This is a genomic window from Roseibium sp. RKSG952, from assembly GCF_009711355.1.
In genome coordinates, this window is sequence record NZ_SMMF01000962.1 from 279,930 (window position 1) to 304,140 (window position 24,211).

Annotated in this window: 26 protein-coding genes and 1 riboswitch; of the genes, 19 read left to right on the forward strand and 7 right to left on the reverse strand. The window is 54.1% G+C overall.

Annotation, left to right across the window (positions count from 1 at the left end; genetic code table 11):
* The 4 genes from E1297_RS45415 to E1297_RS45430 all read left to right on the forward strand — a co-directional run.
* Positions 1–584: hypothetical protein (locus E1297_RS45415; protein ID WP_209016378.1), on the forward strand; the 584-nt coding region annotated here is incomplete at its 5' end.
* On the forward strand, positions 577–1,998 hold the full coding sequence (locus tag E1297_RS45420) for an AMP-binding protein (protein WP_196223567.1): 1,422 nt from the start codon (positions 577–579) through the stop codon (positions 1,996–1,998). The genes E1297_RS45415 and E1297_RS45420, both read left to right, overlap by 8 nt.
* A gap of 318 nt (positions 1,999–2,316) precedes the next feature.
* A riboswitch (cobalamin riboswitch) is annotated at positions 2,317–2,521 on the forward strand.
* Between the two features lie 81 nt (positions 2,522–2,602).
* Entirely contained in the window at positions 2,603–3,856 is a 1,254-nt protein-coding gene (locus E1297_RS45425; RefSeq protein WP_155150563.1) for an aromatic ring-hydroxylating dioxygenase subunit alpha, read from the forward strand.
* 5 nt (positions 3,857–3,861) lie between these two features.
* Entirely contained in the window at positions 3,862–4,944 is a 1,083-nt protein-coding gene (locus tag E1297_RS45430; RefSeq protein ID WP_155150234.1) for a hybrid-cluster NAD(P)-dependent oxidoreductase, read from the forward strand.
* Positions 4,945–5,234: 290 nt separating this feature from the next.
* Here the strand turns inward: E1297_RS45430 and E1297_RS45435 are convergent, their stop codons facing one another.
* From E1297_RS45435 to E1297_RS45460, 6 genes are all read right to left on the reverse strand, one after another.
* A complete protein-coding gene (locus E1297_RS45435) occupies positions 5,235–5,498 on the reverse strand; it encodes a hypothetical protein (RefSeq protein ID WP_155150236.1) in 264 nt (87 codons plus the stop codon).
* A gap of 504 nt (positions 5,499–6,002) precedes the next feature.
* Entirely contained in the window at positions 6,003–7,004 is a 1,002-nt protein-coding gene (locus tag E1297_RS45440) for an autotransporter domain-containing protein (RefSeq protein ID WP_209016379.1), read from the reverse strand.
* A gap of 313 nt (positions 7,005–7,317) precedes the next feature.
* Positions 7,318–7,647, reverse strand: a complete 330-nt coding sequence (locus E1297_RS45445; protein ID WP_155150241.1) for a hypothetical protein — start codon at positions 7,645–7,647, stop codon at positions 7,318–7,320.
* A gap of 291 nt (positions 7,648–7,938) precedes the next feature.
* Positions 7,939–9,114, reverse strand: a complete 1,176-nt coding sequence (locus E1297_RS45450) for a peptidase S41 (protein WP_155150243.1) — start codon at positions 9,112–9,114, stop codon at positions 7,939–7,941.
* 470 nt (positions 9,115–9,584) lie between these two features.
* On the reverse strand, positions 9,585–10,250 hold the full coding sequence (locus E1297_RS45455; protein WP_155150244.1) for a GntR family transcriptional regulator: 666 nt from the start codon (positions 10,248–10,250) through the stop codon (positions 9,585–9,587).
* 42 nt (positions 10,251–10,292) lie between these two features.
* Positions 10,293–10,679 carry a YciI family protein gene (locus E1297_RS45460; protein ID WP_155150247.1) on the reverse strand — a complete coding sequence of 129 codons (387 nt, stop codon included), beginning with the start codon at positions 10,677–10,679 and terminating at the stop codon, positions 10,293–10,295.
* An 84-nt stretch (positions 10,680–10,763) separates the two neighbouring features.
* Here E1297_RS45460 and E1297_RS45465 point away from each other — a divergent pair, with 84 nt between their 5' ends.
* From E1297_RS45465 to E1297_RS45510, 10 genes are read left to right on the forward strand one after another with little or no spacing between them, the layout of a single operon-like run.
* Positions 10,764–11,648 (forward strand): fumarylacetoacetate hydrolase family protein, encoded by an 885-nt coding sequence (locus tag E1297_RS45465; protein ID WP_155150249.1) that lies wholly within the window; start codon positions 10,764–10,766, stop codon positions 11,646–11,648.
* Complete coding sequence (locus E1297_RS45470; RefSeq protein WP_196223568.1) at positions 11,645–12,310, forward strand: malonic semialdehyde reductase; 666 nt, start codon at positions 11,645–11,647, stop codon at positions 12,308–12,310. The genes E1297_RS45465 and E1297_RS45470 overlap by 4 nt, the downstream gene beginning before the upstream one ends.
* An 18-nt stretch (positions 12,311–12,328) precedes the next feature.
* Entirely contained in the window at positions 12,329–12,784 is a 456-nt protein-coding gene (locus tag E1297_RS45475; protein WP_155150568.1) for an OsmC family protein, read from the forward strand.
* Positions 12,785–12,813: 29 nt separating this feature from the next.
* Complete coding sequence (locus E1297_RS45480; protein ID WP_155150251.1) at positions 12,814–13,887, forward strand: C4-dicarboxylate TRAP transporter substrate-binding protein; 1,074 nt, start codon at positions 12,814–12,816, stop codon at positions 13,885–13,887.
* A gap of 30 nt (positions 13,888–13,917) precedes the next feature.
* Positions 13,918–14,469, forward strand: coding sequence for a TRAP transporter small permease subunit (locus tag E1297_RS45485; RefSeq protein ID WP_155150253.1), 552 nt, complete (start codon positions 13,918–13,920; stop codon positions 14,467–14,469).
* Positions 14,466–15,770, forward strand: coding sequence for a TRAP transporter large permease (locus E1297_RS45490; protein WP_155150255.1), 1,305 nt, complete (start codon positions 14,466–14,468; stop codon positions 15,768–15,770). The genes E1297_RS45485 and E1297_RS45490 overlap by 4 nt, the downstream gene beginning before the upstream one ends.
* Positions 15,771–15,780: 10 nt before the next feature.
* Complete coding sequence (locus tag E1297_RS45495) at positions 15,781–16,647, forward strand: dioxygenase (RefSeq protein ID WP_155150257.1); 867 nt, start codon at positions 15,781–15,783, stop codon at positions 16,645–16,647.
* Between the two features lie 21 nt (positions 16,648–16,668).
* On the forward strand, positions 16,669–17,475 hold the full coding sequence (locus tag E1297_RS45500; protein WP_209016382.1) for an amidohydrolase family protein: 807 nt from the start codon (positions 16,669–16,671) through the stop codon (positions 17,473–17,475).
* A complete protein-coding gene (locus E1297_RS45505) occupies positions 17,472–17,849 on the forward strand; it encodes a FixH family protein (RefSeq protein ID WP_196223569.1) in 378 nt (125 codons plus the stop codon). The genes E1297_RS45500 and E1297_RS45505 overlap by 4 nt, the downstream gene beginning before the upstream one ends.
* Before the next feature lie 59 nt (positions 17,850–17,908).
* Positions 17,909–18,970, forward strand: a complete 1,062-nt coding sequence (locus tag E1297_RS45510) for a cytochrome-c peroxidase (protein WP_196223570.1) — start codon at positions 17,909–17,911, stop codon at positions 18,968–18,970.
* Between the two features lie 8 nt (positions 18,971–18,978).
* Here E1297_RS45510 and E1297_RS45515 read toward each other — a convergent pair whose 3' ends face one another.
* The gene (locus E1297_RS45515) at positions 18,979–19,725 is read right to left on the reverse strand and encodes an IclR family transcriptional regulator (protein WP_155150265.1); all 747 of its coding nucleotides are present in this window, start codon (positions 19,723–19,725) and stop codon (positions 18,979–18,981) included.
* A gap of 216 nt (positions 19,726–19,941) precedes the next feature.
* Here E1297_RS45515 and E1297_RS45520 point away from each other — a divergent pair, with 216 nt between their 5' ends.
* The 5 genes from E1297_RS45520 to E1297_RS45540 all read left to right on the forward strand — a co-directional run.
* A complete protein-coding gene (locus E1297_RS45520) occupies positions 19,942–20,778 on the forward strand; it encodes a cyclase family protein (RefSeq protein ID WP_155150267.1) in 837 nt (278 codons plus the stop codon).
* 61 nt (positions 20,779–20,839) lie between these two features.
* Positions 20,840–21,184, forward strand: a complete 345-nt coding sequence (locus E1297_RS45525; protein WP_155150269.1) for a cupin domain-containing protein — start codon at positions 20,840–20,842, stop codon at positions 21,182–21,184.
* Positions 21,185–21,195: 11 nt separating this feature from the next.
* Positions 21,196–21,981 carry an SDR family NAD(P)-dependent oxidoreductase gene (locus E1297_RS45530; protein WP_155150271.1) on the forward strand — a complete coding sequence of 262 codons (786 nt, stop codon included), beginning with the start codon at positions 21,196–21,198 and terminating at the stop codon, positions 21,979–21,981.
* 3 nt (positions 21,982–21,984) lie between these two features.
* Complete coding sequence (locus E1297_RS45535) at positions 21,985–22,908, forward strand: 3-hydroxyacyl-CoA dehydrogenase family protein (protein WP_155150273.1); 924 nt, start codon at positions 21,985–21,987, stop codon at positions 22,906–22,908.
* Positions 22,909–22,951: 43 nt separating this feature from the next.
* On the forward strand, positions 22,952–24,211 hold a 1,260-nt coding region (locus E1297_RS45540), incomplete at its 3' end, for an ABC transporter substrate-binding protein (RefSeq protein WP_155150571.1).

Here is a 24,211-nt window from a genome sequence, read left to right on the forward strand (position 1 = left end):
CGACGAACAAATCACATGAGCCCGACGTCTTTAAGGCAGCGGGATTTATCACCATCAGCAAGTATTTCTCGGCACGTGTGTCATTGGCAAAAACGGCCAAGTCTTCTCCTGCTGCAACCGACGCATTTAATGTCGAGCCCTGGGACGGAACCAACCCCGAAGAATTATTCCGGCAAGTGTATCATCTATCTGTTGAGGCTTTTTCCCGAAATGCCTTCTATAAGCCTATTTCTGAGTGTGATTTTCTTTCTATGTACATGCCTGTCGTTCCGATGTTGAAGCGCGAGCTTATCTTTTTTGCCCGGCGTCCGGACGGCTCATTGGCGGGCTTTCTGTTTGGCATCCCGAACTATGCAGAAGGCCCAAACCCGACAGCGGCAATCTTAAAAACCTATGCAAGCCTTGAACGTGGCGCAGGTCGCCATTTGGCTAGTCAATTCCATATGTCAGCCCTGAGGCTTGGCTATGACACCGCCATCCACGCGTTGATCCATGATGACAACCAATCCGCCAATCGCAGCGTTGTCGAAGGGGCAACGGTATTCCGGCGGTACAACCTGTTTGGGCTGCGTCTGGATGGCTAACCTGCTGGACCATTTTGCCATTGCGGTTGATCGACACCCGGACCGGACGGCCATTGTTGAGGGCGACGGTCGCGAGATCACCTTTAGTGCGGTGCAGATACGAGCACAGCAATTGGCCAGTAAGTGGAAGCGCAGGGGAGTTGGCCAAGGCGATCACGTTCTACTGGCGATGCCGGTCAACGCTGATCTTTACGCTAGCCTTGCGGCCTTATGGTCATTGGGCGCAACAGTGGTTTTGCCTGAACCGGCGATGGGACTCGCGGGGTTGCGTCACGCAGCGAGAACGACCCAACCCAAGGCCTTTTGCGCATCAGGTCACTTTGCTTTGCTGAAGTTCGTTGTGCCGGAACTGTTTAAGCTGCGTCTTTTACTACCAGGCAGTGCCCGCAGTGACCCCGGAGTCGCGACTGTTCATGACAGTGACACGGCGCTCATTTCCTTCACCTCCGGCACCACAGGTAAAGCCAAGGCCATACCCCGCAGTCACGCGTTTCTGATGGCGCAACATGATGCCATTGCGCCGCTTCTAAACAGTGATGCAGTTGAACGGGATCTGGTTGCGTTCCCGGTTTTCACCCTGATAAACCTTGCGGCCGGGCGTACGACTATTCTGCCGAATTGGAAAATGAGCAATCTGGATCGACTATCTCCCGAGCAGTTAGCGGGCTGGATATCGAAGCAGCAAGTTACACGGCTTCTGATCCCACCGTCTTTGTGCGAAAAACTTGCGCAGTGTAAAGATACCGGCCAACTGCACACGGTTTTCACCGGCGGCGGCCCGGTGTTTCCTGACCTGGTTGAGAGGCTGCTCTCCAATTCCGGTCTGGACGTGGTCTGCGTCTATGGGTCAACCGAAGCTGAACCGATTGCGCATCTTGATGTGCGTGACATCTCCGAAGTTGACCAACGTGAAATGGCCGCAGGCAAGGGGCTTCTTGTCGGGTTTCCGGTTTCGCAAATCAAACTCCGAATTCGAAACGATGAAGTTCAGGTCACGGGCGATCATGTAAATGATGGCTATCTTGATCCCACGCACTCCAAGGCAAACAAAATCAAAGACGGCACCACGATATGGCATCGAACTGGCGATGTGGGTCACTTGGATGAACGGGGCCGTTTGTGGTTGCTGGGTAGACTGGGGAGCGATGTAAGAACCCCGACTGGTCGCACCTTTCCTTTCGCAATCGAAATTGCAGCCCGGCAATGGCCGGGCGTGACAAACAGTGCGCTTATGAACTTCGAAGAAAGCCCCGCTTTATGCATTGAAGGTGACGCGGGTCAGCTATCAAACTGGAGTAGTCTGGCGCAGGAACTGGGTATTGCCAAAGTGATCCACGTGAGAAAAATACCAATGGACAAACGCCACAATTCCAAAGTTGACCGAGTAAAACTTGCTCACTTGTTGGGTTGTTGATCCTCGGTAGTTTCCCTTCCGTGTTCCGACGGGAAACCGCAGTCGAGCACAGTTTTGTACCTGCCGGCTAGTCGGCAGAAAAGTCCAGCAACTTGCAATAACCAACTGCCAGTAGATCTACCCGCCGCACTGAGAGAAAATCTAAGGCGCAGCTTGGGCTCATTAGAGGCATTTGTCGGAACTGATCGGTCTGGGCCAAACCATTTGAGGATTGGATGTAGGAGAACAATAGAACGTATTGATTTGCGTGCGAGGAATCCGATGTCTGTTTTGCGTCCGCGAATGTCGCAAGTATTTCAGCGGTTAAAAGCGGCTGAAATAACTTGGTATTCGTGAGGTGCCGCTGTTTGATTCTCAGGCAGCGGAGAATTGGGAAGCCGGTGTAAGTCCGGCACTGCCCCCGCAACGGTAAGGAAGGTCAGGTTCGACAATCAACCACTGGGACGAGGATCCCGGGAAGGTGTCGCAACCGGGCGCAAGTCCCTTTCAAGTCCGGAAACCAGCCTCTCAGATATGTCAAACCGCGGGTGGCGGTGGGGGCACGGGTTTCGGACGTGATCCTCGCACGCCTCCGGACGGTTCCTCCTTGTCATCTGCCCAAGCAATGCCGCGGGGCGCGGCAGGAGAGCCAGAAGTGAACAATATCCAAAGCCTGTTGGCGCGTCGAAACCCGGGTTATGCTCTGGAACAGGCGTTTTATACCGATCCCGAGATTTTTCAGACCGACCTTGAAACCATCCATTATCGCGACTGGCTGTTTGCCATTCCCGCGTGTGAGTTGGTGAAATCGGGCGACTACGTTACGTACAATGTAGGCGCCTACCGAGTGATTATTGTGCGCGGCTCCGATAACCAGATACGAGCGTTTCACAACACGTGCCGTCATCGCGGTTCGATCATCTGCAAGGCAGCAAAAGGCAATGCGCCGAAGCTGGTTTGCCCGTATCATCAGTGGACCTACGAACTTGACGGCTCATTGCTATGGGCCCGTGACATGGGGCCGGACTTCGATCCCAAACAGCATGGATTGAAGACAGTTCACTGCCGCGAGCTCGCCGGGTTAGTATATATCTGTTTGGCGGATGACGCCCCGGATTTCGATACGTTCGCTAATATCGCGCGCCCCTATCTTGAGCCGCACGATCTCGGGAATGCCAAGGTCGCCTTTGAAAGCTCAATCATCGAGAACGGCAACTGGAAGCTGGTCTGGGAAAACAACCGCGAGTGCTATCACTGTGGCGGCAACCATCCTGCTCTGTGCCGGACTTTTCCTGACGATCCGGGCGTTACAGGGATCGAAGGTGGTGAGACACCAGCCTACATGCAGACCCATTTCGACCGGTGTCAGGCTGCGGGCATGCCATCGCAGTTCTACCTGAATGAAGACGGTCAATACCGTCTGGCGCGTATGCCGCTGAAAGAAGGCGCTGAGAGCTATACGATGGACGGAAAGTCTGCCGTGCGCCGCTGGTTGGGTCGGTCGCCCTTTGCCGATGCGGGATCGCTTTTGAAGTTCCACTATCCGACCACGTGGAACCACTTCCTTGCCGATCACTCGCTTGTTTTCCGAGTCACTCCGATCAGCCCGACAGAGACTGAGGTCACTACCAAATGGTTGGTCAACAAGGACGCGGTTGAAGGCGTAGACTACGACGTGAAACGTCTGACCGAAGTCTGGGTCGCCACGAATGACGAAGATCGCCAGGTGGTCGAGGATAACCAGCAGGGTATCAACAGCCCGGCCTATGTACCTGGTCCGTATTCACCTATTCAGGAATCCGGCGTGCTGCAGTTCGTGGATTGGTATTGCAGCACGTTGTCGGCTCGCCTGGCGCCGGACACAATGGCGGCGGAGTAAGGCTGATGAAAGATCTGAACACGCTCTCTTCGGCCATCTGGCAGGATGGCGAAATGCTGGAATGCGTCTCTGTCGTGCCCGAGATGCCGAACACCGCCAGTTTTTCATTCCGTGCCCCGTCTGGTGCGCAGTTCGCCTATCACCCAGGTCAGTTCCTGACGCTCGAAATCCCAGCTCCGGGTCAACCCGGAGGTGTCGTGCATCGCACCTATACGATCTCATCATCGCCGTCGCGGCCACGGTCGATAACCATCACTGCCAAAGCGCAAGCCGACAGTATCGGAACGCGCTGGATGCTGGACAACCTTCAACCCGGTATGCGCCTCAAGGCCATTGGGCCTGGGGGTCTGTTTACCAACGCCCAAAGCCAGGCAGGAAAGTACCTGCTTATCTCGGCTGGCTCCGGCATCACCCCGATGATGTCGATGACCACCTGTATGTGGGATGAAGGTCGTGATCTGGATGTCGTTTTCATCAATTGCGCCAAACGTCCGTCCGAGATCATCTTTCGGCAGCGGTTAGAGCAGATGGCCAGCCGTACTGATGGTTTGGATCTGAAATTTGTTGTGGAGGAGCCGGATCGCTACCGTCCGTGGACGGGATATCAGGGTCAATTCAACCAGTTGATGCTGGGTCTGATGGCGCCTGATTACCTTGAGCGCGAGGTCTATTGTTGTGGCCCTGAGCCCTTCATGCAGGCGGTGCGGGAAGCTCTGGCTGGTCTTGGCTTTGATATGGACAACTACCATCAGGAGAGCTTTGGCGCGCCGGTAGAAACTGAGGCGGATCTACCTGAGTTGGATGACGTTGTCCTCGACGATGACAGCAATGCCGAGATCCTGTTCGCGACCTCGGGTGTGACTGCCAAAGTAGCCGAAACCGATACGGTCCTCGCCGCCGCGCGCTCGGTTGGTTTGAACATTCCGTCGGGATGTACTTTCGGCGTGTGCGGAACTTGCAAGGTCAAGAAAACCTCTGGCGAGGTTCACATGGTCCACAATGGCGGAATATCGGAAGACGACATCGAGGCGGGCTATATTCTGGCCTGCTGTTCGAACGCTATAGGCAAGGTTGAAGTCGAGGTTTAGGTGGTTCGTGTCACTATCGAAACCGCAGTATGGCTGACACCAGCTGCGGTTTCGATGTGTTGGCTTCGAGTTTGGACAGGTACCTCATCAGGTAGTGTTCGAACGGCTTAAGGTGATCTCAAGATCTATAAATCCAACAAAACTGTGAGCCGGACAGTCCCTGTATGCCTGCCAAGATGATCGCGAAATGATCTCAGGTATTACCAACATCACCAAGTTATACGAGTTTTGCGCGGATGCTTGTCGATGAAACGCAACTTCAAGCATCCGCCGGAAAGACTTCTGTGTGCTTATGACAAGGCATCAGTGCATGCATCAACGCAATCTTCATCAATCGAGTTTTCTGAGGTCGAACCGTAACCGCGGGCAGGTTTTTTGATGGTTTGGGGGTATTTGGGTTTTGTATCAGCGTGCGTGCGGGTTTGTGAAACTGCTGAGCGAACATCATGTGCATTGCTGCGTTGGCCGTGGTCACGCAACGGGCCAGCCATGCACATTCCAGCACTCAGAATAGCGGCGAACGCAGTGACGGAATTAATCAGTGCCTTTTTCATATTTTGGTCCCTTTCGGTTAAGAGCGTTTGGATCAACACAAATTTTTCACACGGGTTCGATGATTGATCAGTGCCCAGGAATGTTCGGATACAAGTCGAATGAACAGCGATGGTCAGAGCCGAAAGCTTTGTTGGGTCCGCCGCGAGAACACATAAACACAGAACCGGGGACAGAAGCAGACATTTTGTCTGTTTGGTTGTTGTTGGCAGTTGTGCCAGCAACGTCAAATGTTTGCGAAACTGACGAACGAACATCCTGTGCAAGCCCGCGTTGACTGTGGTCGCGCAACGGGCCAGCCATGGACATTCCAGCACTCAGAATAATGGCGAATGCGGTGACGGATGTAATCAGAGTCTTTCTCATTTTCTTGGTCCCTTTTGATTGAGCGTGCTTGATACGCTGTGTGTGAAACCAATCTGGCAATCTGCGGCCCGGATTTATTGCGCTGACACGTCAAGGTTTTGAGAAAAGACATCAAGCTGACGCCTGAACACCATTTCGCTTTAGAACTGGACCTCAAAGCCGATGTTCCAGCCGAAGCTGTAGTCATCCGAGCTGCTCCCCAATCCGCTTTCACCGGTGATCTCAGCATAGAACTGCGAGCGATCCGACAGAGGGACATTGCTGCCTAAGGTCAGGACCGCTGTGTCCTGACCGCGCTCGGTGAATACTGTATTTTGCCCAAATACCACCGAAGTCGTGTTGTCGAACGTATGGTAGAAATCGATTTGACCGTAGAGCATTGAGTTGTTTGCTATGGCACGTTCAGCGCGCAGTCCGACCCGGGCTGTTAATGTGTCGCCTTCCACCAGGGATCCGATCCGACCACCCTCGATCCGATCAGGGACATCGTCCATGTCGATATCGCTGTACATGACCTGCACTTGCGAGATGAGCGTCCATTCGTTCTGCAGCTTGAAGGGCTTACCCACTTCAACAGATATCTCATACCCACTGCCGTCGGCATCCATGGCTGCCCCGCCGTTGGGACGTATCTCGCCGTCGAAATACCCATAGCGAAGCTGCCCTTCGACATAGAACTGACTATCCGCTACCCAAAGCGCGCTAAGCGTTGCATCGTAAGCGTCGGCCGAGATATCGGCGTTGGCAAAGTTGGATCCAACGTCCGATGACAGGCTACCGATGCCAAATTCCAGCCCGCCGAACACCTGTCCGCCTGCGACCTCAGCCAAAGGCAAATTCGCACCATAACGAAGGCTGCCGCTGTTCGTATTCATCTCTCCTGCACCGACATCATAGCTGTCGCGTTCACCATTGGTTTCAACCCAGAACGTTGGTCCTGCGGTCGTCGACAACTCAGGCAGCGCCTGGCCGACGGTGAGGGCTTTGGAACCGTTGCTTTGCGTCGCAGTGCGGAACACCTTGATGCTGTTCTCTGATGGACGAATACCCTGTGCAAACCCGCTTAGGCTGTCGCGTGACGGACCGGCCATAGACATTCCGGCACTCATGACAATGGCGAGTGTCATAGCGGATGTGATCATGACGTTTTTCATCTCTCAGTGCCTTTACGCTAAACCTGTTTGGTAGGCTGTGTGTGCAATCAATCTGGCAATCTGCGGCTCAGATTGATTGCGCTGGCACGTCAGGGCTTTGAGAAATGGCATCAATCTAGCGCCCGCTCGCATTTTTCGCAGTGGGACGGTCGCTGTCGGGTAGATGAGGTTACGCCCCCCTCGAACCAGAATAGGTTGACGTTGACAAGCGCAGCCGAGCCCCGGAGTGAAAGACCGGGGCCCGGAGTTATATAGCGACACGTCGCTTTTTTAGGGCTGATCTGCCTGGATCAACACTCGGCTACCGGTAGTTCATCCAGATCAGCTGATCAGACAGGTCGGAACCCGTCGTCTTGCCAAAAATCCAAGTGTAGTTGCCATTGTCCTCAACCGGAATGACTACAACATAAGGCAGTTCCGAGCTCCAGTTCGCGCCAGACGATGTGGATGATGTAAAGGCTTCATAGTACATATCTGCCTTCTTGTATTTGCTGTTTCTTTTTGCAGCGGTTTTGAGAGCTTCCCCCGTAAAACTGCGTTGGCTGTGGTCACGCAGCGGACCGGCCATGGACATTCCAGCACTCAGAGCAATGGTGAGCGCGACGACGGATGTAATCAGTGTCTTCTTCATTTCTTGGTCCCCTTCAGTTGAGCGTGGTTGATACGCTGTGTGTGAGACCAATCTGGCAATCTGCGGTTCAGATTTATTGCGCTGACACGTCAAGCTTTTGTGGAAAGATATCAAGCTAACGCTGGTTTGCGACGGCTCCTGAAATAGGCTCGACCTCAGTCAAGCCAACACTGAATTTGCAACAGCATCTCGCAAAACTGAACTGATGGAAGCCGATAGAATGCGCACTATTGTGGTTCGTACCCCGCGCAGCATTCGATACACCGACATTATTGTAGATCTTCTCTACACCTAACCATTCATGCCTTTGAGAATTCGTTGGTAGAACGCGCCATGTGCATCCTCAACTGCAGGCCTTGCGACCCATTTCCGGTCCAAATTCAGTTCTCCTGCGGGTACGATTTGTTGCGCGATATCGGCTGGTGTGGTTTCGTCAGACGTTCCGTTCTTCCAGTCGTGAAAGGCTGATGAGTATCGAACGACCGCTCCACTCATCGGCAAATCAAGCAACCCGCCCTCGGCAAAGAACGTCAACCCGTCGCCCATTTCCTCCCCAATGAGTTTGAGCCTGTTTCCCAAACGATGTTTGAGGATGGCGACAAACACGATCGCTGCGGAAAACGTGAATTTATCGACAAGCACAACAATCTGCTTACTTGCGCTTTGCGAGATTGCGTCGATTAAGGGCATCGTTAGAAGAAAATCGCCACCGGTGTTTCCGCGAACGTCAATTAATAGGGTTTTGTCCGAGCAGGCGCGCACGTGATCCGCTGCATCTGAGATGGCTTTAGGCAGCGCGCTTTCGCTCGGATCAAAGAAACTTGGCAATGCTATTGATAACCCGAGATCTTGCCAGTCCTTAAACTCCACAAAGGTTTGGGGCTCCCAGGCAGGATCAGCCTTGCCGTGTTCGTTTCTTGGGTAGAGCATCGATCCAGGGACAGTATTTCCATTTTCCACTTTCAGGTTGGTAATCTGCCCATTTTCGCCCTGCACACGATACTCGGTCGTGCCGCTGTTTGACGAAAAACCCAAACGTGTCAGAGCGTAGGGCCAAGCCAGAAGTATCGGTCCGATAACCCGTTTCCTTTGGCACGTTCCCGCCAAAAATTTCTCTGCAATGGCTTCGATTTGGCTCAAAGTTGCACCATTGACTGCGATCAGTTTTCCTCGCGGTGCAGTTATCCCTGGTGGCGCCCCAATAACTTGAACTGAACGCCCCACACTCACGAACCGCAGCGGTAGCACCGAGATCGCATCATTCGGGATCAGCCGTGTGTGTCCATTTTGGGGAAGCGCCAATAGGCGCATCGCGGACATCAGAAAAGCTTCGATAGAGCCCTCCGAAGCGTATCGCCGGGTTTCGCTAATGCAGTTGTCTATCACGGCCCTTTCGATCTGCCGAAAGCTGAGATCGGTTGGCAGGGCAGTTTCTAATATTAGGTCCAGGTCTTCCGTGAGCGACATGTTTCAAGGTGCGCATAGCCGCTCGTCAATGTCCATATTGGCATCGAAATCGACGTTCTCTGCATGCAGGAGTATTGTCGGCTATCTGACGGGGTGAAACGATGGATCATTTGATCTGCAGATTAGGGATGCACTCAATCAAAGAGCGCTTCACATTACACCCCTTCAGAGATTTTTTGCAGTTCGTTGCAACGTCGACATACACCCAATGGACGTCAAACTGCCAATGAAGGCATCTACGGGCGTTGAGTAATCAAATAGCTAAAAAATCTAGTTTCACCGGGTCGCTCAAGGTCTGGTATCCACCAAGAACCGTGGAAGCGAGCAGGAAGCCCGATACTTCACCTTCGGCCGCACATAGCTCTTCGCAAAGCTCTTCAATTGGTCGTTTGTCGTCTAGTCCAGGCCTGTGGCTAGGGCGGTCAAACAATTGGTTCAACAGATCGCTCAGAAACCAACTTCGTCGCACATTAAGAATTCATCTGACTACTCAGATACTCACCTGTTCTACGATAGTGATCGATCAAGTGCTGAGTTGCGCTATCTGCGTCGTGATTTAATGCCGCGTCCAGGATTTGCTGGTGTTCGGCGGCGATGTCTCGCTTTTTGTAGCTCGAACCGCCGGCCGCCAGATAGCGGTAGCGAATGTTCAGGTCGTAAAGCTGCGAACAATACCTTAGCAGTAGCGGCAGTTTTGAATTGGCTAACAAGGCCATATGAAAGGCCTTGTGGGCATCTTCAAAATCGTGCGCCTCGTTCTGGCCAGCTTTTTTCATATGGTGGTGACGCAGGACAAGCCGATCTTCCCAGGCCGCATCCGCATTGGCGATGGAGGCGCGAAGCGCAGTTTCCTCAAGGTTGCATCGCAACAGCAGGATTTCTTCGAAGTTACACTTGCTGACTGGCGCTGCCCGAAATCCGCGCTGATCAATCCGCTCGACCAACATGTCCGAAGTCAAAAGGCTAAGTGCTTCGCGAACCGGGCTTGCGCCGGTATCCAGTAACCCGCGAAGCTGCTCGATCTTGAGCTTTTGTCCAGGAGGTAGCTCGCCGGTCAGGATCATCTCGCGCAGCCTACGATACGCACCATGAGTGGCTGATGTTTCTTTGCCCTCTGTATCAAGCATGGGATCCATATCCGGCTGTTCCTTTTAACCAGCGCAAACTCTTGGGTGCTCTTAGCTGAGGGCACTCGTTCCAGTCGATAGGCCAATTGAAACGTTCAGCGAGCCTTCGTTGATCATCCAACGTCGAAGTACAAAGCTGCGCGCTCCGCTTTTGTGCATGGGGTCGTCCTCGGCCAGCTTTCGGGCGGCTTCAAGATTGTCGGCGCGATAGATGATCAAGCCCATGCCTTGCATATGTTCCCCGGTTTCATCCGACATAGGTCCGGCAAAAGCCAGCTGCCCCGAACGCTCAAGCCGCGCCTGATACGCTAAGTGATCTGGAAGCGAAGCCTTTACATCTTCCGGGGTTTTGGCCGGTGTGCTGTGTGCAACGTAAAGCTCCAAAGCAAGTGCGCCACGGTTTTTTGCTTCTGATTTATAGTCTGACCAGGCGACCATCGGCACTCTCCAAAAATATCGATATTATTTGACATAATGCAAAATAGTCGGCAAAAATCAAGCGAACTGAGATGGATGGTGAAAATGAAATACCTGGTGGGAGAGACTTCGGAAGGCACAGCGGTTTTTGCTGTAAACGGCGAAAACGCAGTGAATCTAACGGCTTTGGACCCTGCTGTCGGTTCGGATTTGATGGGTTTGATAGCCAAGCCCGAACTGGCCGACTCACTTGCCAGCAAAATTGACGCCGCAGACACTGTGCCCGTGTCTTCCATCACTCCGGCATTGCCCGTTGCCGCTCCTGGAACGATCATTTGCATGGGGTTGAACTACACGGACCACATCAAGGAAGGCGGGTATGACATCCCGGAATATCCGACGCTGTTCATGCGCGGGAAGAACTCGATCATGGCGGCAGGGCAACCTATGGTGCGGCCTGCCTGTTCCGAGAAGCTCGACTACGAAGCCGAACTTATGCTGATCGTTGGAAAACGCGGCCGCCGTATCTCGGAAGAGGCTGCGTTGGACTATGTTTTTGGCTACACCGTGTTCAATGACGGGTCACTGCGAGATTATCAGCGCAAAACCGTTCAATGGACGCCCGGCAAAAACTTTGATGACACAGGTGCGATCGGTCCATTCACTGTAACGCCAGACGAACTGCCCGAAGGAGCGTCAGGTCTGAAGATCGAAAGCCGTGTGGGCGATGAAATCCTTCAAAGCTCGAACACTGCCAACATGATATGGGGCGTTCGTCAGGTCCTAGCGACGATTTCAGAGTACACCACTCTTGAGCCCGGAGACCTTATTGCTCTGGGAACACCGCCTGGTGTCGGGCACGCCAAAAAGCCCAATCCCCGTTGGTTGAAGCCCGGCGAAACCGTTGAGGTCGAGATTGAAGGCATTGGAATTTGCGCCAGCCCAATCATTGACGAAAAAGACGCCAAGTCCAAGGTGGCCGCAGCATGAGCGCACCAACCGGAGCAGAGCTGGAGGCACTTCGCGCCAAGGCGCAGCAAGATCACCGCGATCTGCGCGAGCGCATTCCACGCTTGTCGGATGACGCGATCGCCTTGATCCTGCGCGAATCCAGATCGCACTACGCGTGGACCAACAAGCCTGTTTCTGACGACATACTTGAAGAGATCTACGACATCACGATCAACGGCGCGACCAGCATGAATACGTTGCCCGCACGCTTCGTTTTCGTGAAAAGTCCTGAAGGGAAAGAGCGGCTTGCAAAGTCTTTAAAGCCGAAGAATGTACCAAAGATGATGGATGCTCCGGTCACGGCGATCATTGCCTATGACATGGACTTCTGGAAGGAATTGCCTTTTCTTTTCCCGCACGAAGACCGACGGCCATTATTTGAAGGCAATCCCGAATATGTAGCCGATACAGCGTTTCGCAATGGAACACTTCAGGGCGCTTACTTCATGATCGCCGCCCGAGCGGTCGGGTTGGATGTCGGTGCGATGTCAGGCTTTTCGAACAAAATTGTCGACGAGGAATTCTTTGCAGGAACGACGCTCAAGTCGAACTTCTTGTGCAATCTGGGTTACGCAGATGAAACAGGATTGTTTCACAAGCTGCCGCGCTTCCCATTCGAAAAGGTTTGCTCTTATGCATGAGGAGGTGACGCTGTGGCTATGAAAGTAAAACCTGTCGTGACGTACCGCACGACAGCTCAGTGCCCGACTCATGCGCGGACTGAGATACCAATTCGCGATCTTGATGTTGTTGTCGATGAACCCGTCGAACGCGGCGGGACAAATCTTGGTCCGTCTCCGACCGAAACCGCAATGGCAGCCCTGATCGCCTGTACGAATGTCATCGGGCACAAGAACGCACATCGGTTGGGAGTTGACCTCGGCAGTGTGACAATCGACGCGAAATGCAGGTTGGACCGGCGTGGTGTGCTGATGGAAGAGGAGATCGATGTTCCGTTTCCGGAAATCGAACTCACCGTGAATTGTGAGACGCACGCCAGTCAGGAGGAGCTGACACGCGTGGGCGAGGAGACAGCTAAATATTGCGCCATCGCAAAACTGTTTGAAGCGGCAGGCACGGACCTGACCGTCAACTGGGTCAAAGCTAAAAAATAAAAAAGATCCAACTTTCTGGGAGGAGAGAAATGAAAAACTGGACCAAACGCAGCCTAGCGGGCGCTGCTCTGGCAGGCGTCATGGCGATGCCCCTCGCGGCAGAAGAGACCATCTCTGCCGTCGTAATTGATGGCTATCCCGACCGCGCGTTGTGGGTGAAAGAATTCACCAACTTCTTCATTCCAGAAGTAGACAAACGGCTGGGTGATTCCGGCAACTATAAGATGAACTGGCAAGAGAACTACGGCGGTTCAATCGTTAAGCCGAAAGGCGTTCTGGAAGGGATTCAGCTTGGCCTTGGCGACATTGGTATCGTCACAACCATCTTCCATTCCTCGAAACTGCCCAGTCAGGGCATTTCGGGTTCGACACCCTTCGTGGCGTCGGATTCCCGCGCTGTGGCCAAGGCTGTGGATGAAATTGCACGCGAGTATCCTGCGATGCAGAATGAGTTTGCGGCTCAGAACCAAGTCTATCTGGCGACTGGCGTTGTTCTCGACACGTATCAGATTTTCTGCACAGAGCCGGTCTCTTCGGTTACCGATCTTGAAGGTCGTAAGATCGCCGGTGCAGGTCTTAACTTGCGTTACCTTGAAGGTATAAAGGATGCGGCAGGCGTGCGCGGAGGCCTGACCGATTTTTATAATATGCTTCAAACCGGCCTCGTCGATTGCGGCATGCTTTGGCCCGAAGCTGCAAAGACGTTCAAGATCGCGGAAGTGGCCCCATACATGCTCAAGGCTGATCTGGGGGCCGTGAATTCCAAGACCATCACCGTCAATGCCGACTACTGGGCAGGCCTGCCGGACGAAGTCAAAGACGTGTTGAAGGCCGTCGCCATTGATTACCGGGACCACGTCGCAGGTATCGCAATGGACCGGGCTGCTGCTTCGCGGGACGCATACGTTGAAGCGGGTGGAACCATCGTCGAAGTTTCAGACGAAGACCGTGCCGCCTGGGCAAACGCCATGCCGAATGTCGCACAGGAATGGGCTGCGACGCTGAACGACAACGGTGAGCAGGGAACAGAAATGCTGGCTGCCTATCTCGGTAAGCTTCAAGATGCCGGTTTCACCGGTGTGCGTGACTGGACGGCTGAATAACCGGCCGGCGATCCACGAAAGGGGCCATTTATGCTGAAGACCGCAGTTGCTGGCTTGTCGCGGGTCGCCAATTCGCTCGCAATCGCCGCCAACGCATTGGGAACACTTGTCGTCCTTGCATTGGTGGTCATTCTGAACATTGACGTGATTGCGCGCGGTCTTTTTTCGGCTCCGCTGCGCGGAACATATGAGATGGTGCAATTCTCGGTCGTGATGATCGTCTTTCTGCAATTGGCAGACGTTGTAAGAGTGGATCGGTTGACACGCTCGGACGGGTTTCTGAACTTGCTGCACCATCGACGCCCCGGTCTGACCGCGAATCTGAGGCGGATTATCAACGCGATTTCGGCCATCTTCATGGGCCTAATTGCCTATGTGACCTTCCCGGAATTCCTGCATATGTGGGAAACGCAGGACTACTTCGGAGTTCCGGGTCTTTTCACACTGCCATGGTGGCCGGTCAAACTGGTCATCGCGTGCGGTACTGCGCTTGCCTGCGTGATCTTCCTGCTCAAGGTCGTCACGGCGCAGGACCGCCCGCAACTTATTCGCACCCCAGAGCATGACGAGGCCGCAGAATGACGCCGATTGAGATTGGCCTGATCTCGGTCGTTGCCATCGTCTTTCTGATTTACGCGGGCGTCTACATTCCGATTGCTTTAGGCGTGGTCTCCTTCGTGTCGATCTGGCTGATGCGGGACAACTTCACGCTTGCGCTCAACCTGCTGAAGGTTGCGGTGGGCGACAGCGCGATGGAATACAGTTTCGCGACAATCCCTCTGTTTACCTTTATGGGGCTCATCGTTTCAAAAGCGGGACTAGGCAGGGATATTTACGAGGTCATGACCATGCGATTTCGCAAGGTCAAAGGCGGTATCGGAATGGCGACCGTCGGAGCAAATGCCGTGTTTGCGGCCGTTACCGGGTCGTCCATTGCGTCCGCATCCGTGTTCACCAAGGTCTCGGTCCCGCAGATGATGGCGCAGGCATATAATCCACGTTTTGCGGTTGGGGTTGTGGCCGGGTCGTCGGTTTTGGGGATGATTATTCCACCCTCGGCGATGCTGATCATCTATTCCTTTGTCGCCGAACAGTCCGTAGGGGACATGTTTCTGGCGGGAGTAATACCCGGTATCATGCTGGCGATAGCTTATGTGGGCGCGATCTGGTTGATGGGCCGCTTCACACCTGCATTTGTGGGCGGCCGGGTCGTCGACGACACCGAATGGATGTCCGGACGCGAGATCGCATCCAAGACCTTGCCCACATTGTTCATTATCACGGTAGTGCTCGGTGGCATTTACACAGGATGGCTAACCGCTGTCGAGGCGGGTGCCGCCGGGGCACTGGTTGCGCTCGTGATCGCAGTCGTACGCAAGTCCATGACACCAAGAGCGTTCTGGGACGCGTTGCTGGAAACCGGTCACATTACAGCCGCGATCTTGTTCCTGATTACAGCAGCTTCAATTTACAGCCGCATGCTGGGACTGGCCGGGCTGCCCAATCAGTTGCAGGACCTGCTTGCAGGGAACTCGGCGTCCTTCTGGTCGATAATGTTGCTTTACGTTTTGTTGATGCTTTTTCTAGGGACTTTGCTGGATACTGCATCGATCATCCTGATCGTCGTCCCGTTGTTCTTGCCCATGGCCGAAGCCCTGGACATGTCGCTGATCTGGTTCGGGATCATCACCGTGGTCGGCGCCGAAATCGGACTTTTGACCCCGCCGCTAGGTATATCCTGTTTCGTCATCAAATCGACGATCAACGATGACCGAATATCGCTCAAGGATGTGTTCATGGGCGCACTTCCCTTTGCGTTCGTGATGCTGATCGTCCTGTTTATTCTGATCGAGTTCCCGATCCTCAGCCTTGCCCTGATTTAAGGAGGCCAAGATGCGCTCTGTCACCAAAGACAATATCACTGACGTGTTCATGGGTTATCTTTCCAAAGACACCGATCCACGGACACGTGAAATCATGGGCTCCCTGGTCAAACACCTCCACGACTTCGCGCGGGAAACCAACCTAACGCATGACGAGTGGCGCTCCGGGATTGCGCTTCTGGAGGGATGTGCCGCCGTGGAATCCGAGGACAGGCATGAGTTCGTGTTGGCCTCGGACGTGTTGGGCCTGTCCTCATTGGTGGACATGCTACATTCCAGTCCGGAAGCAACAAGTTCATCTGTGCTTGGTCCTTTTCACGTGTCCGGCGCGCCCGCGCTGCCAGTCGGTGGGGATATGAAGCGCCACTATGGTGGGCCGGTGTTGCTCGCCGAAGGCGTAATCCGAGACGCTGAAGGCAATCCCATTGCCGGAGCAGAGCTCGACATCTGGCAAACTGCGCCAAATGGAATGTATGCAAGTCAGGATGAAGAGCAGGACACATACTCTTTTCACGGCTTAATGACGGTTGGCGCCGACGGGCGTTACGCGTTCACGACCGTGAAGCCGGTGGAGTACACGGTGCCGTCCGACGGGCCAGTTGGCGACATACTGCGCGCTTGCGGCCGCCATCCTTGGAGGCCCTCACACCTCCATTTTATCGTCAAGGCTCCGGGGTACCGATCTCTGGTGACCGAAATTTTCCCGGATGATGACCCCTATCTGGATCAGGATACGGTGTTTGGTGTTCGGGACGATCTGGTGATGACCTATGTTGAACGGCCAGTTTCAGAATTTCCGGATGGCATGGAACTTTCCGGTAAGATCACCGAGCCTTTCTTGCACGTGAATTTTGACGTGAGGCTTGCCAGAGGTTGAACGATATTGAGGAGGCTTGAGGTGCTGAAACATATCTTCATTTTAGGTGCCGTGCTGTTTTGCAGTACTGCTATCGCAGAAGAGCGCCCGATCTTTGACGCGCATATTCATTACAGCCACGATGCCGTCAAACTGGTTCCTCCTGAACAGGTGGCCAAAATCCTTCGGGATGCGGGAGTTCGTAAAGCCCTGGTCTCCAGCTCGGATGACAATGGCACTCAACTATTGTTGGCCGCAGCACCAGATATCGTTGTTCCGGCACTGCGCCCTTACCGTCGCCGCGGTGAGATCAACACCTGGATGCACGATGAAACTGTAATCGACTATTTGGAAGCAAATCTGTCCAAGAACGAATACCAAGCCATCGGTGAATTCCACGCCTATGGAGACGACATCGAAACGCCGGTTATCCAACGCATGATCGCACTTGCAAAGGAGAAGAACCTAATCCTGCACCACCACGGTGATCGCGAGGCCGTCGACTTGATTTTCGAAACCTGGCCAGAGGCGCGGGTTTTGTGGGCCCATTCTGGCTTTGACGACCCAGCTAGTGTTGTCGATGCTCTAGATACCTATCCTAGGCTTTGGGCCGATCTGGCATTTCGTTCGGACATGGTCTCACGAGGCAGTATCGACCCGAATTGGAAAGCTGCGTTCGAAGCCCATCCTGATCGGTTCATGGTCGGAACAGATACGTTCGCACCGGAACGTTGGTATTACGTAGGCCCTCATGCTGATTTTTCGCGCGAATGGCTGGATTTGCTTCCGGACCAGATCGCGGACAACATTGCGTATGCCAATGCGGAACGTATGCTGGCATCAGAATGATCCGCTGGGTTGCCTTGTTTCTAATATCTTCCGGCATGGCTGTTGCTTGTGAAGCGACAGGGCAGCGATTGAGTTCCGAAGTTCTAGACGCACCCGAAGTGCATATGGTCGTGGATGAAGTCCCTTTGGCCCAACCATTTTCCATTCTGATTTCAGTCTGCGATGAAATTGCCATCGACACGCTTCGTGTCGATGCAACCATGCCTGCTCACCAACACGGGATGAACTACGTCCCTAAGGTCACAGAGTTAGGCGACGGGTTGTTCCGTGTCGATGACATGTTGTTTCACATGCCGGGTTTATGGGAGCTGCAAGTTGATGTTGGCTTCGGTGGGGAACCGGTATCGTACACGTCCGAAGTTGAGTTGAAATGAAGGTGTTGCTGACAGCTGCGCTAATAGTCCTGACGGGTTCAGTGCACGCAGAAGTCCTGTTGACTGAAGACGAAATTCAACAAACGCTGTCCTTCGGGCCATGGCCACCATCCGTCTCCTCGGATCCAAGCAACAGGGTTTCAAACGATGTCAGAGCGATCGCGCTCGGAGAGGCATTGTTCAATGATCCGGTGTTGTCCGTCGACGGAGCATTTGCCTGCGCGAGCTGTCACGATCCTGGGCAGGCATTTACCACGTCCGAGGCCCGGGCGCTTGGTCGTGTCCTGTTAGATCGGAATACTCCATCACTGAGAAATCTGGCCGGTCTCCGCTGGTATGGATGGGGCGGCAAGAGCGACAACCTTTGGGCAGCCAGTTTGCATCCGATCATCCAAGAACAAGAGATGGCGCACAGTAAAGAGAGTTTAAAATCGGCCATTTTTGAGAGTGCCTATATTGATGATTTTGAAGCTATTTTCGGTGGCATCCAGAACCAAGAACCAGAACTTGTGCTGGTCAATACTGCCAAAACCATATCGGCCTATCTGGAGACATTAACTACCGACCGGACACAGTTTGACGACTTTCGTGATGCCCTGGAACAACGTGATCTGGCGGCAGCGTCGAACTATCCCGAAGCCGCCCAGCGAGGTTTACAGCTCTTTCTAGGGCGCGGGAATTGTGTGTTTTGCCACAACGGTCCGAGATTTTCTAACAACGAGTTCCACGACGCCGGCGTGCCCTATTTTTTGAACGAAACCGAAGTCGACGAAGGGCGATTCCGTGGGCTGAATTTTTTACTATCCAGCCCGTACACCTTGGACGGCGTATGGAACGATGATCCAGATAAGCAAGGCGCTTGGGCGGTTCGCAGCGTGCGCAGAAGCCATTCTGATTTTGGAACCTTTCGTACGCCCAGCCTGCGTGGAGTGGCCGAAACCGCGCCTTACATGCATGACGGCAGTCTGGTCGATTTGGATGCCGTCATCAGGCACTACAGCGAGATCGATACGGAAAGGTTGCACGCCGATGGTGAAGCCGTACTTGCCGAACTCAATTTGTCTGAGCAGGAGATTGCAGACTTAGTTGCATTTCTTGGAACACTGTCGAGCTCGCCTTAGCACCAGTCTTATTGAAATGTTTGATGTATATTGGCGGCTGTCTCTAGCAGCGCTTGTTCGATTTTGTCTTTTTGCCTTGAGAACCGCGTCGTTGGTACCGGTATCGAGATCGCGTGCAGATCCCCGACCCAATCGACGAAAGAGAACCCTATTGCCGACACTCCGGCAGAATGTTCGTCCAAATCATAAGCGAGGCCGTTTTCTCGGGTCATGTCCAGCTCGGACAAGAACTCATCCAAGTTCCTCTGTACACCATTCCGGTCCCATTCATTTCGAATCAGCTTGATCGCATCCTCTTTATCGAGCTGCGCGAGGCACGCTTTACCATTCGCCGTGGTGGTCAATGGAAAAACTTCTCCAACTTGCGAGACCGTCGTCAAACGATAAACACCGGGAACCTGATCCAAAAAAACCATACCGATGCCACGCATAACCGCGAGGTCTGTCGTCTCTCCGGTCTTTTGCGTCAGCTCTGTCAACAGAAGCCGGCAGTGTTCGACAATGTTGTAGTGAGCCGCACCTGCGAGGACGCTCAATTCAGGGCCAAGCCGTAACCCACCGCCATTCGCGTCGGCAATAACAAACTTCTCTTCCGCGAGGGCGCTTGTGATTCTTTGTACCGTAGAGCGGGGCAGGCCAACGCGTTCGGCAATTTTCCCCAAGCTCATCCCAGATTGGCTTTCCTTCAAAACACGCAGAATTGAAGCTGCTCTCGAAATGACTTGAATGCCAACTTTATCATTTTTATCAGACATTTACACTTCTCTATCGTTTCTTGACGACGCCGTTCCGGGTAACAAACACCTTCGCAAGGTGTACCACTATACGATGCAAGTCAACCGTATAGTGAGTTTATAGTTGACCGCGATGCGGTGCGCATGCATCATCATTCGGGACAGGTGGGGAGGCCACCCAGACAATTGAAAATGCAGAAAACGCCGCATCACCGGCGAACAGAGGAGATATGCCCAATGGTTGAAATCCGCGGCATTGAGTTTCAGGCAAACACCGACAATGACATGGGGCTCGAGTTTTACAACCTGAGCCACAGATACGGGTTTCAGTGTCCGAATTGGCCCTATTTCAAAGATGTTCAGATTGACCGGAAACACTATATGGCCAAGTCCGGTGTGCTGTCGCAGACGATTACCACAACGATGCACGTGACGACGCATATTGATGCTCCAGCGCACGTCGTTCAGGGAACGCCGTTTATCGACGAAGTCCCGCTGCCGCATTTCTTCGGTTCGGGATTGGTCGTCTCGGTTCCCAAGAAGAAGTGGGAACAAATCACAGGAGATGATCTGGAGAAGGCTTGCGGGCACGCAATCCGCAAGGGTGACGTTCTGATCATCAACACCGGTTGGCATAAGCAATACGAAGACGGTGACTACTTTGCTTATTGCCCAGGTCTCGTTCCTTCCGCTGCTGAGTGGATGATAGAGAAGGGTGTGAAAGTCGTTGGCCACGATACCCAGGCGAACGATCACCCGCTGGCAACTGCCATCGGTCCGCAGCGAAACGGTCCGATCATGCCACACCTCGAAAAAGAGTATCTTGAGTGGTCAGGCGGGACGCCGTGGGAGGTTGATTTCCCCGAGTGGGAGCCGGTACACAACATGCTGTTCTCTAAAGGCATTCTCGGCATCGAAAACGTCGGCGGCGATCTGGATGCAGTGACCGGCAAGCGTTGCACCTTCGCGTTCTTCCCGTGGAATTGGGACCGTGGCGACGGTTGCATCATCCGCTTGGTCGCGATGATCGACAAGAACCAATCCTACCGCATTGAAGCTGGCGAAGACTTCTGAACACTCACGGACCGGTCGCCGGTTCGCCGGCGGCCGCCATTAATCCTGAGCGGAGATGGACATGCATCTGAAGCGTTTTCAAGACGCGCAACCCTACGAAGCCCCGAACCATTTTGGATGTCATGGGCTTCGCTTGCAGGGGTTTGAGGAAGGCGGGCCGACAAATCAGTGGATCGGCTTCAGCCAGTTCCTGCCGGGCGGTGGTGCAGGGCCAGACTCTACGCCTTTTGAGAAGGTCTACGTGGTTCTGGAGGGTGAAATGACCGTGATCGTTGATGGTACCGAAACCACTCTTGAACCTATGGACAGCTGCACGATCGCGCCGGGCGAAGTGCGCAAAATTGAAAACCGCGCCAACCACACCTGCAAAATGCTGGTGGTCATTCCGTATCCGCCAGAAAGCTGAGGACGAAAAGAATGTCAGATCCACTCAAGATGTTTGACGTTATGGGAAACGTCGCGCTGATCACCGGAGCCTCGGGTGCCTTCGGGATGGTGGCCGCGCGTGTCCTCGCCGGGGCTGGTTGCAATCTGGTACTGGCTGCAGGCAACCAAGATGCGCTCGATGAGATTGCCAAAGAGTGCGAGGCACTTGGTGCAACGGTCGTTGCAATAAACTCACGACCGACTGATGAAGCGTCATGTGAGGCATTGGTCGACGAAGCCGTCAACAACTTTGGTAAGCTCGACATTCTCGTTGTCGCGTCCGGTATGAACAAAGTTGCGCCGATCAACGAAATGGCGCCAGAAACCTTTGACGCAGTGATGGACGCCAACGTGAACCAGAGCTGGTTGTTGGCGCGCGCGGCGGCGGCACACATGAAGCAAAGCGAATATGGCAAGATCATTTTCGTCAGTTCTGCGCGCAGCATCCTGGGACACCCTGCCGGTTACACAGCGTATTGCGCGTCAAAGGCTGCAGTGAACGGGATAACCAAAGCCTTGGGATGTGAGCTGGGGCCAACAGGGATTACCGTCAACGCGATTGCGCCGACGGTATTCCGTTCGCCTTTGACGGCTTGGATGTTCGAAGAAACCGACGAAGCGAAGGCGGTGCGCGATGGCTTCCTGACCCGGGTTCCCAAAGGACGACTAGGTGAGCCAGAAGACCTTGCAGGTCCGCTCCTGTTTCTCGCGTCGCGGGCATCTGATTTTTACACCGGGCATATCCTTCATGCCGATGGCGGATACACGGCAGGTTAAAGAATGGTGCGCAAGAAGCAGCAGATAGCGGTAATTGGCGCGGGGCTTATGGGGCACGGTATCGCCCTGACCTTGGCAAAAGCAGGTCAATATGTCGCCATCACAGACCCCGTTGAAGAGGCGCGAGCCACCGTGACTGACCGCATCCGAGCCAGCATGGCCGCGATGGGGGACGAAGAGGTCAAAATCACAAAAACCCTCAAGATGATTGAGATATTTGCGACAACGGAAGGTGCAGTTCGAAATGCTGGCGCTGTATTCGAAGCGGCACCGGAAAAGCTGGAGCTTAAGCAAGCGATTTTTGCTGAGATTGAAGCGCACGCTCCAGAGACCTGCATACTCGCTTCAAATACGTCGGTCATGCCCATCACTCAGATCATGTCTGGATTGCGACTGAAAAGCCGTGCGTTGGGAACGCATTGGTGGAACCCTCCGCACATGATCCCTTTGGTCGAAGTCATCAAGACAGAATGGACCGACCCCAAGATCGCGCAGACGATGTTCGATTTGTTGAAGGGTGCCGGGAAAACTCCGGTGATGGTCGAGAAAGACGTGCCCGGCTTTATCGGCAATCGACTCCAACACGCGTTGTGGCGCGAAGCGGTCAGTCTGGTGGAAAACGGGATATGTGACGCGGAAGCGGTTGATACTGTGATCAAGTCCAGCTTTGGGCGGCGATTGGCGGTCCTCGGTCCGTTGGAAAACGCGGATCTGGTTGGCACCGATCTGACGCTCGATATCCACGAAAACGTGCTGCACGATCTTGAGGCGCAAAAGGGCCCTTCATCTTACCTGAAGTCGCTTGTCGAAGCGGGTAAGATGGGCATGAAATCCGGCGAAGGGTTCAGGAAATGGGCCGAGGGCGAGGCAGACCAAGTTCGCCAGCGCGTCGCGACACATCTGAAAAATCTCGAGAAGACTTTGTAAGATCAATCAAACACTGGCGGGAGGCCGGTGAAGGGAGGACGCAATGACAAGGACTTACAGAACGGCCACAAGGCGCAGTTTCCTAGCCGGAGCCACGGCAGCAATCGCTGCTCCGGCTATCCTCCGGGGAACCCGCGCCTATGCTGCCAACCCGACGCTAAGGATTGGCAATGTGAGCCCGCGTACCGGTCCATTGGCTGGTTTCGCTGAGGCCGACGAGTACGTGCTTCAAGCCATACAGCAGGTCTTTTCAGCTGGGTTGGATAACAATGGCAAGACCTGGAATGTCGAAATCATCTCGAAAGACAGCCAGTCCAACCCCAACCGCGCAGCCGAGGTCGCCGCTGACCTGATCCTGGGTGATGAAGTTGATATCATCGTTGCGGCCTCAACTCCGGACACAGTGAACCCTGTCGCCGATCAGGCAGAGATAAACGAAGTTCCCTGCATCACAACCGACTGTCCTTGGCAGCCCTATTTCTTTGGTCGCAACGGCGTTCCGGGTGAGGGGTTTGAAACGACCTATCACTTCTTCTGGGGCCTAGAAGATGTGATCGCAGCGTTCCTTGATATGTGGGACAAAACTGGCGTGACCAAGACCGTGGGTGGTCTTTTCCCCAACGATGCCGACGGTAATGCTTGGGGCGATGCGGAACTGGGCCTGCCTAAACCGCTCGCCGCAGCTGGCTACACGTTGACCGATCCCGGTCGCTATCAGCCTCTGTCAGACGACTTCTCAAACCAGATCGCTGCGTTCAAGGCTGCTGGTTGCGAAATCGTCACTGGCAACATGATCCCGCCAGATTTTGCTACGTTCTGGAGCCAGGCCGCCCAGCAAGGGTTCAACCCGAAGGTCGTGACCATTGGCAAGGCACTTCTGTTCCCATCCGTCATTGAATCGTTGGGCGACCGTGGTGACGGGCTATCGACCGAGGTCTGGTGGTCACCGCATCATCCTTTCTCGTCCTCACTCACCGGCATTTCTTCGAAAGACCTTGCCGAAGGTTATACGGCAGAGTCGGGCCGTCCTTGGACGCAACCGCTCGGCTTTAAGCACGCACTGTTCGAGGTCGTCGCAGATGTCATCAAACGGGCTGATGACCTGGAAGACCCGTCTTCGATCATTTCGGCAATCACCTCCACCAACCTGAACACAATTGTCGGGCCGGTGAGCTGGGGTGATGGGCCGATGAACAACGTCACCAAAACGCCGTTAGTCGGCGGTCAGTGGCAGAAGTCCGGCGATAGGTATGAGTTGCAAATCGTTGCAAACAGCACCGCGCCCGAAGTTCCGATCACGGCA

What these genes read in the sequence shown, in the direction of transcription:
- E1297_RS45420 (WP_196223567.1), top strand. Translation starts at nt 577, where the DNA reads ATGGCTAACCTGCTGGACCATTTTGCCATTGCGGTTGATCGACACCCG.
- E1297_RS45425 (WP_155150563.1), top strand. Translation starts at nt 2,603, where the DNA reads ATGCCGCGGGGCGCGGCAGGAGAGCCAGAAGTGAACAATATCCAAAGC.
- E1297_RS45430 (WP_155150234.1), top strand. Translation starts at nt 3,862, where the DNA reads ATGAAAGATCTGAACACGCTCTCTTCGGCCATCTGGCAGGATGGCGAA.
- E1297_RS45435 (WP_155150236.1), bottom strand. Translation starts at nt 5,498, where the DNA reads ATGAAAAAGGCACTGATTAATTCCGTCACTGCGTTCGCCGCTATTCTG.
- E1297_RS45440 (WP_209016379.1), bottom strand. Translation starts at nt 7,004, where the DNA reads ATGATCACATCCGCTATGACACTCGCCATTGTCATGAGTGCCGGAATG.
- E1297_RS45445 (WP_155150241.1), bottom strand. Translation starts at nt 7,647, where the DNA reads ATGAAGAAGACACTGATTACATCCGTCGTCGCGCTCACCATTGCTCTG.
- E1297_RS45450 (WP_155150243.1), bottom strand. Translation starts at nt 9,114, where the DNA reads ATGTCGCTCACGGAAGACCTGGACCTAATATTAGAAACTGCCCTGCCA.
- E1297_RS45455 (WP_155150244.1), bottom strand. Translation starts at nt 10,250, where the DNA reads ATGGATCCCATGCTTGATACAGAGGGCAAAGAAACATCAGCCACTCAT.
- E1297_RS45460 (WP_155150247.1), bottom strand. Translation starts at nt 10,679, where the DNA reads ATGGTCGCCTGGTCAGACTATAAATCAGAAGCAAAAAACCGTGGCGCA.
- E1297_RS45465 (WP_155150249.1), top strand. Translation starts at nt 10,764, where the DNA reads ATGAAATACCTGGTGGGAGAGACTTCGGAAGGCACAGCGGTTTTTGCT.
- E1297_RS45470 (WP_196223568.1), top strand. Translation starts at nt 11,645, where the DNA reads ATGAGCGCACCAACCGGAGCAGAGCTGGAGGCACTTCGCGCCAAGGCG.
- E1297_RS45475 (WP_155150568.1), top strand. Translation starts at nt 12,329, where the DNA reads ATGAAAGTAAAACCTGTCGTGACGTACCGCACGACAGCTCAGTGCCCG.
- E1297_RS45480 (WP_155150251.1), top strand. Translation starts at nt 12,814, where the DNA reads ATGAAAAACTGGACCAAACGCAGCCTAGCGGGCGCTGCTCTGGCAGGC.
- E1297_RS45485 (WP_155150253.1), top strand. Translation starts at nt 13,918, where the DNA reads ATGCTGAAGACCGCAGTTGCTGGCTTGTCGCGGGTCGCCAATTCGCTC.
- E1297_RS45490 (WP_155150255.1), top strand. Translation starts at nt 14,466, where the DNA reads ATGACGCCGATTGAGATTGGCCTGATCTCGGTCGTTGCCATCGTCTTT.
- E1297_RS45495 (WP_155150257.1), top strand. Translation starts at nt 15,781, where the DNA reads ATGCGCTCTGTCACCAAAGACAATATCACTGACGTGTTCATGGGTTAT.
- E1297_RS45505 (WP_196223569.1), top strand. Translation starts at nt 17,472, where the DNA reads ATGATCCGCTGGGTTGCCTTGTTTCTAATATCTTCCGGCATGGCTGTT.
- E1297_RS45515 (WP_155150265.1), bottom strand. Translation starts at nt 19,725, where the DNA reads ATGTCTGATAAAAATGATAAAGTTGGCATTCAAGTCATTTCGAGAGCA.
- E1297_RS45520 (WP_155150267.1), top strand. Translation starts at nt 19,942, where the DNA reads ATGGTTGAAATCCGCGGCATTGAGTTTCAGGCAAACACCGACAATGAC.
- E1297_RS45525 (WP_155150269.1), top strand. Translation starts at nt 20,840, where the DNA reads ATGCATCTGAAGCGTTTTCAAGACGCGCAACCCTACGAAGCCCCGAAC.
- E1297_RS45530 (WP_155150271.1), top strand. Translation starts at nt 21,196, where the DNA reads ATGTCAGATCCACTCAAGATGTTTGACGTTATGGGAAACGTCGCGCTG.
- E1297_RS45535 (WP_155150273.1), top strand. Translation starts at nt 21,985, where the DNA reads ATGGTGCGCAAGAAGCAGCAGATAGCGGTAATTGGCGCGGGGCTTATG.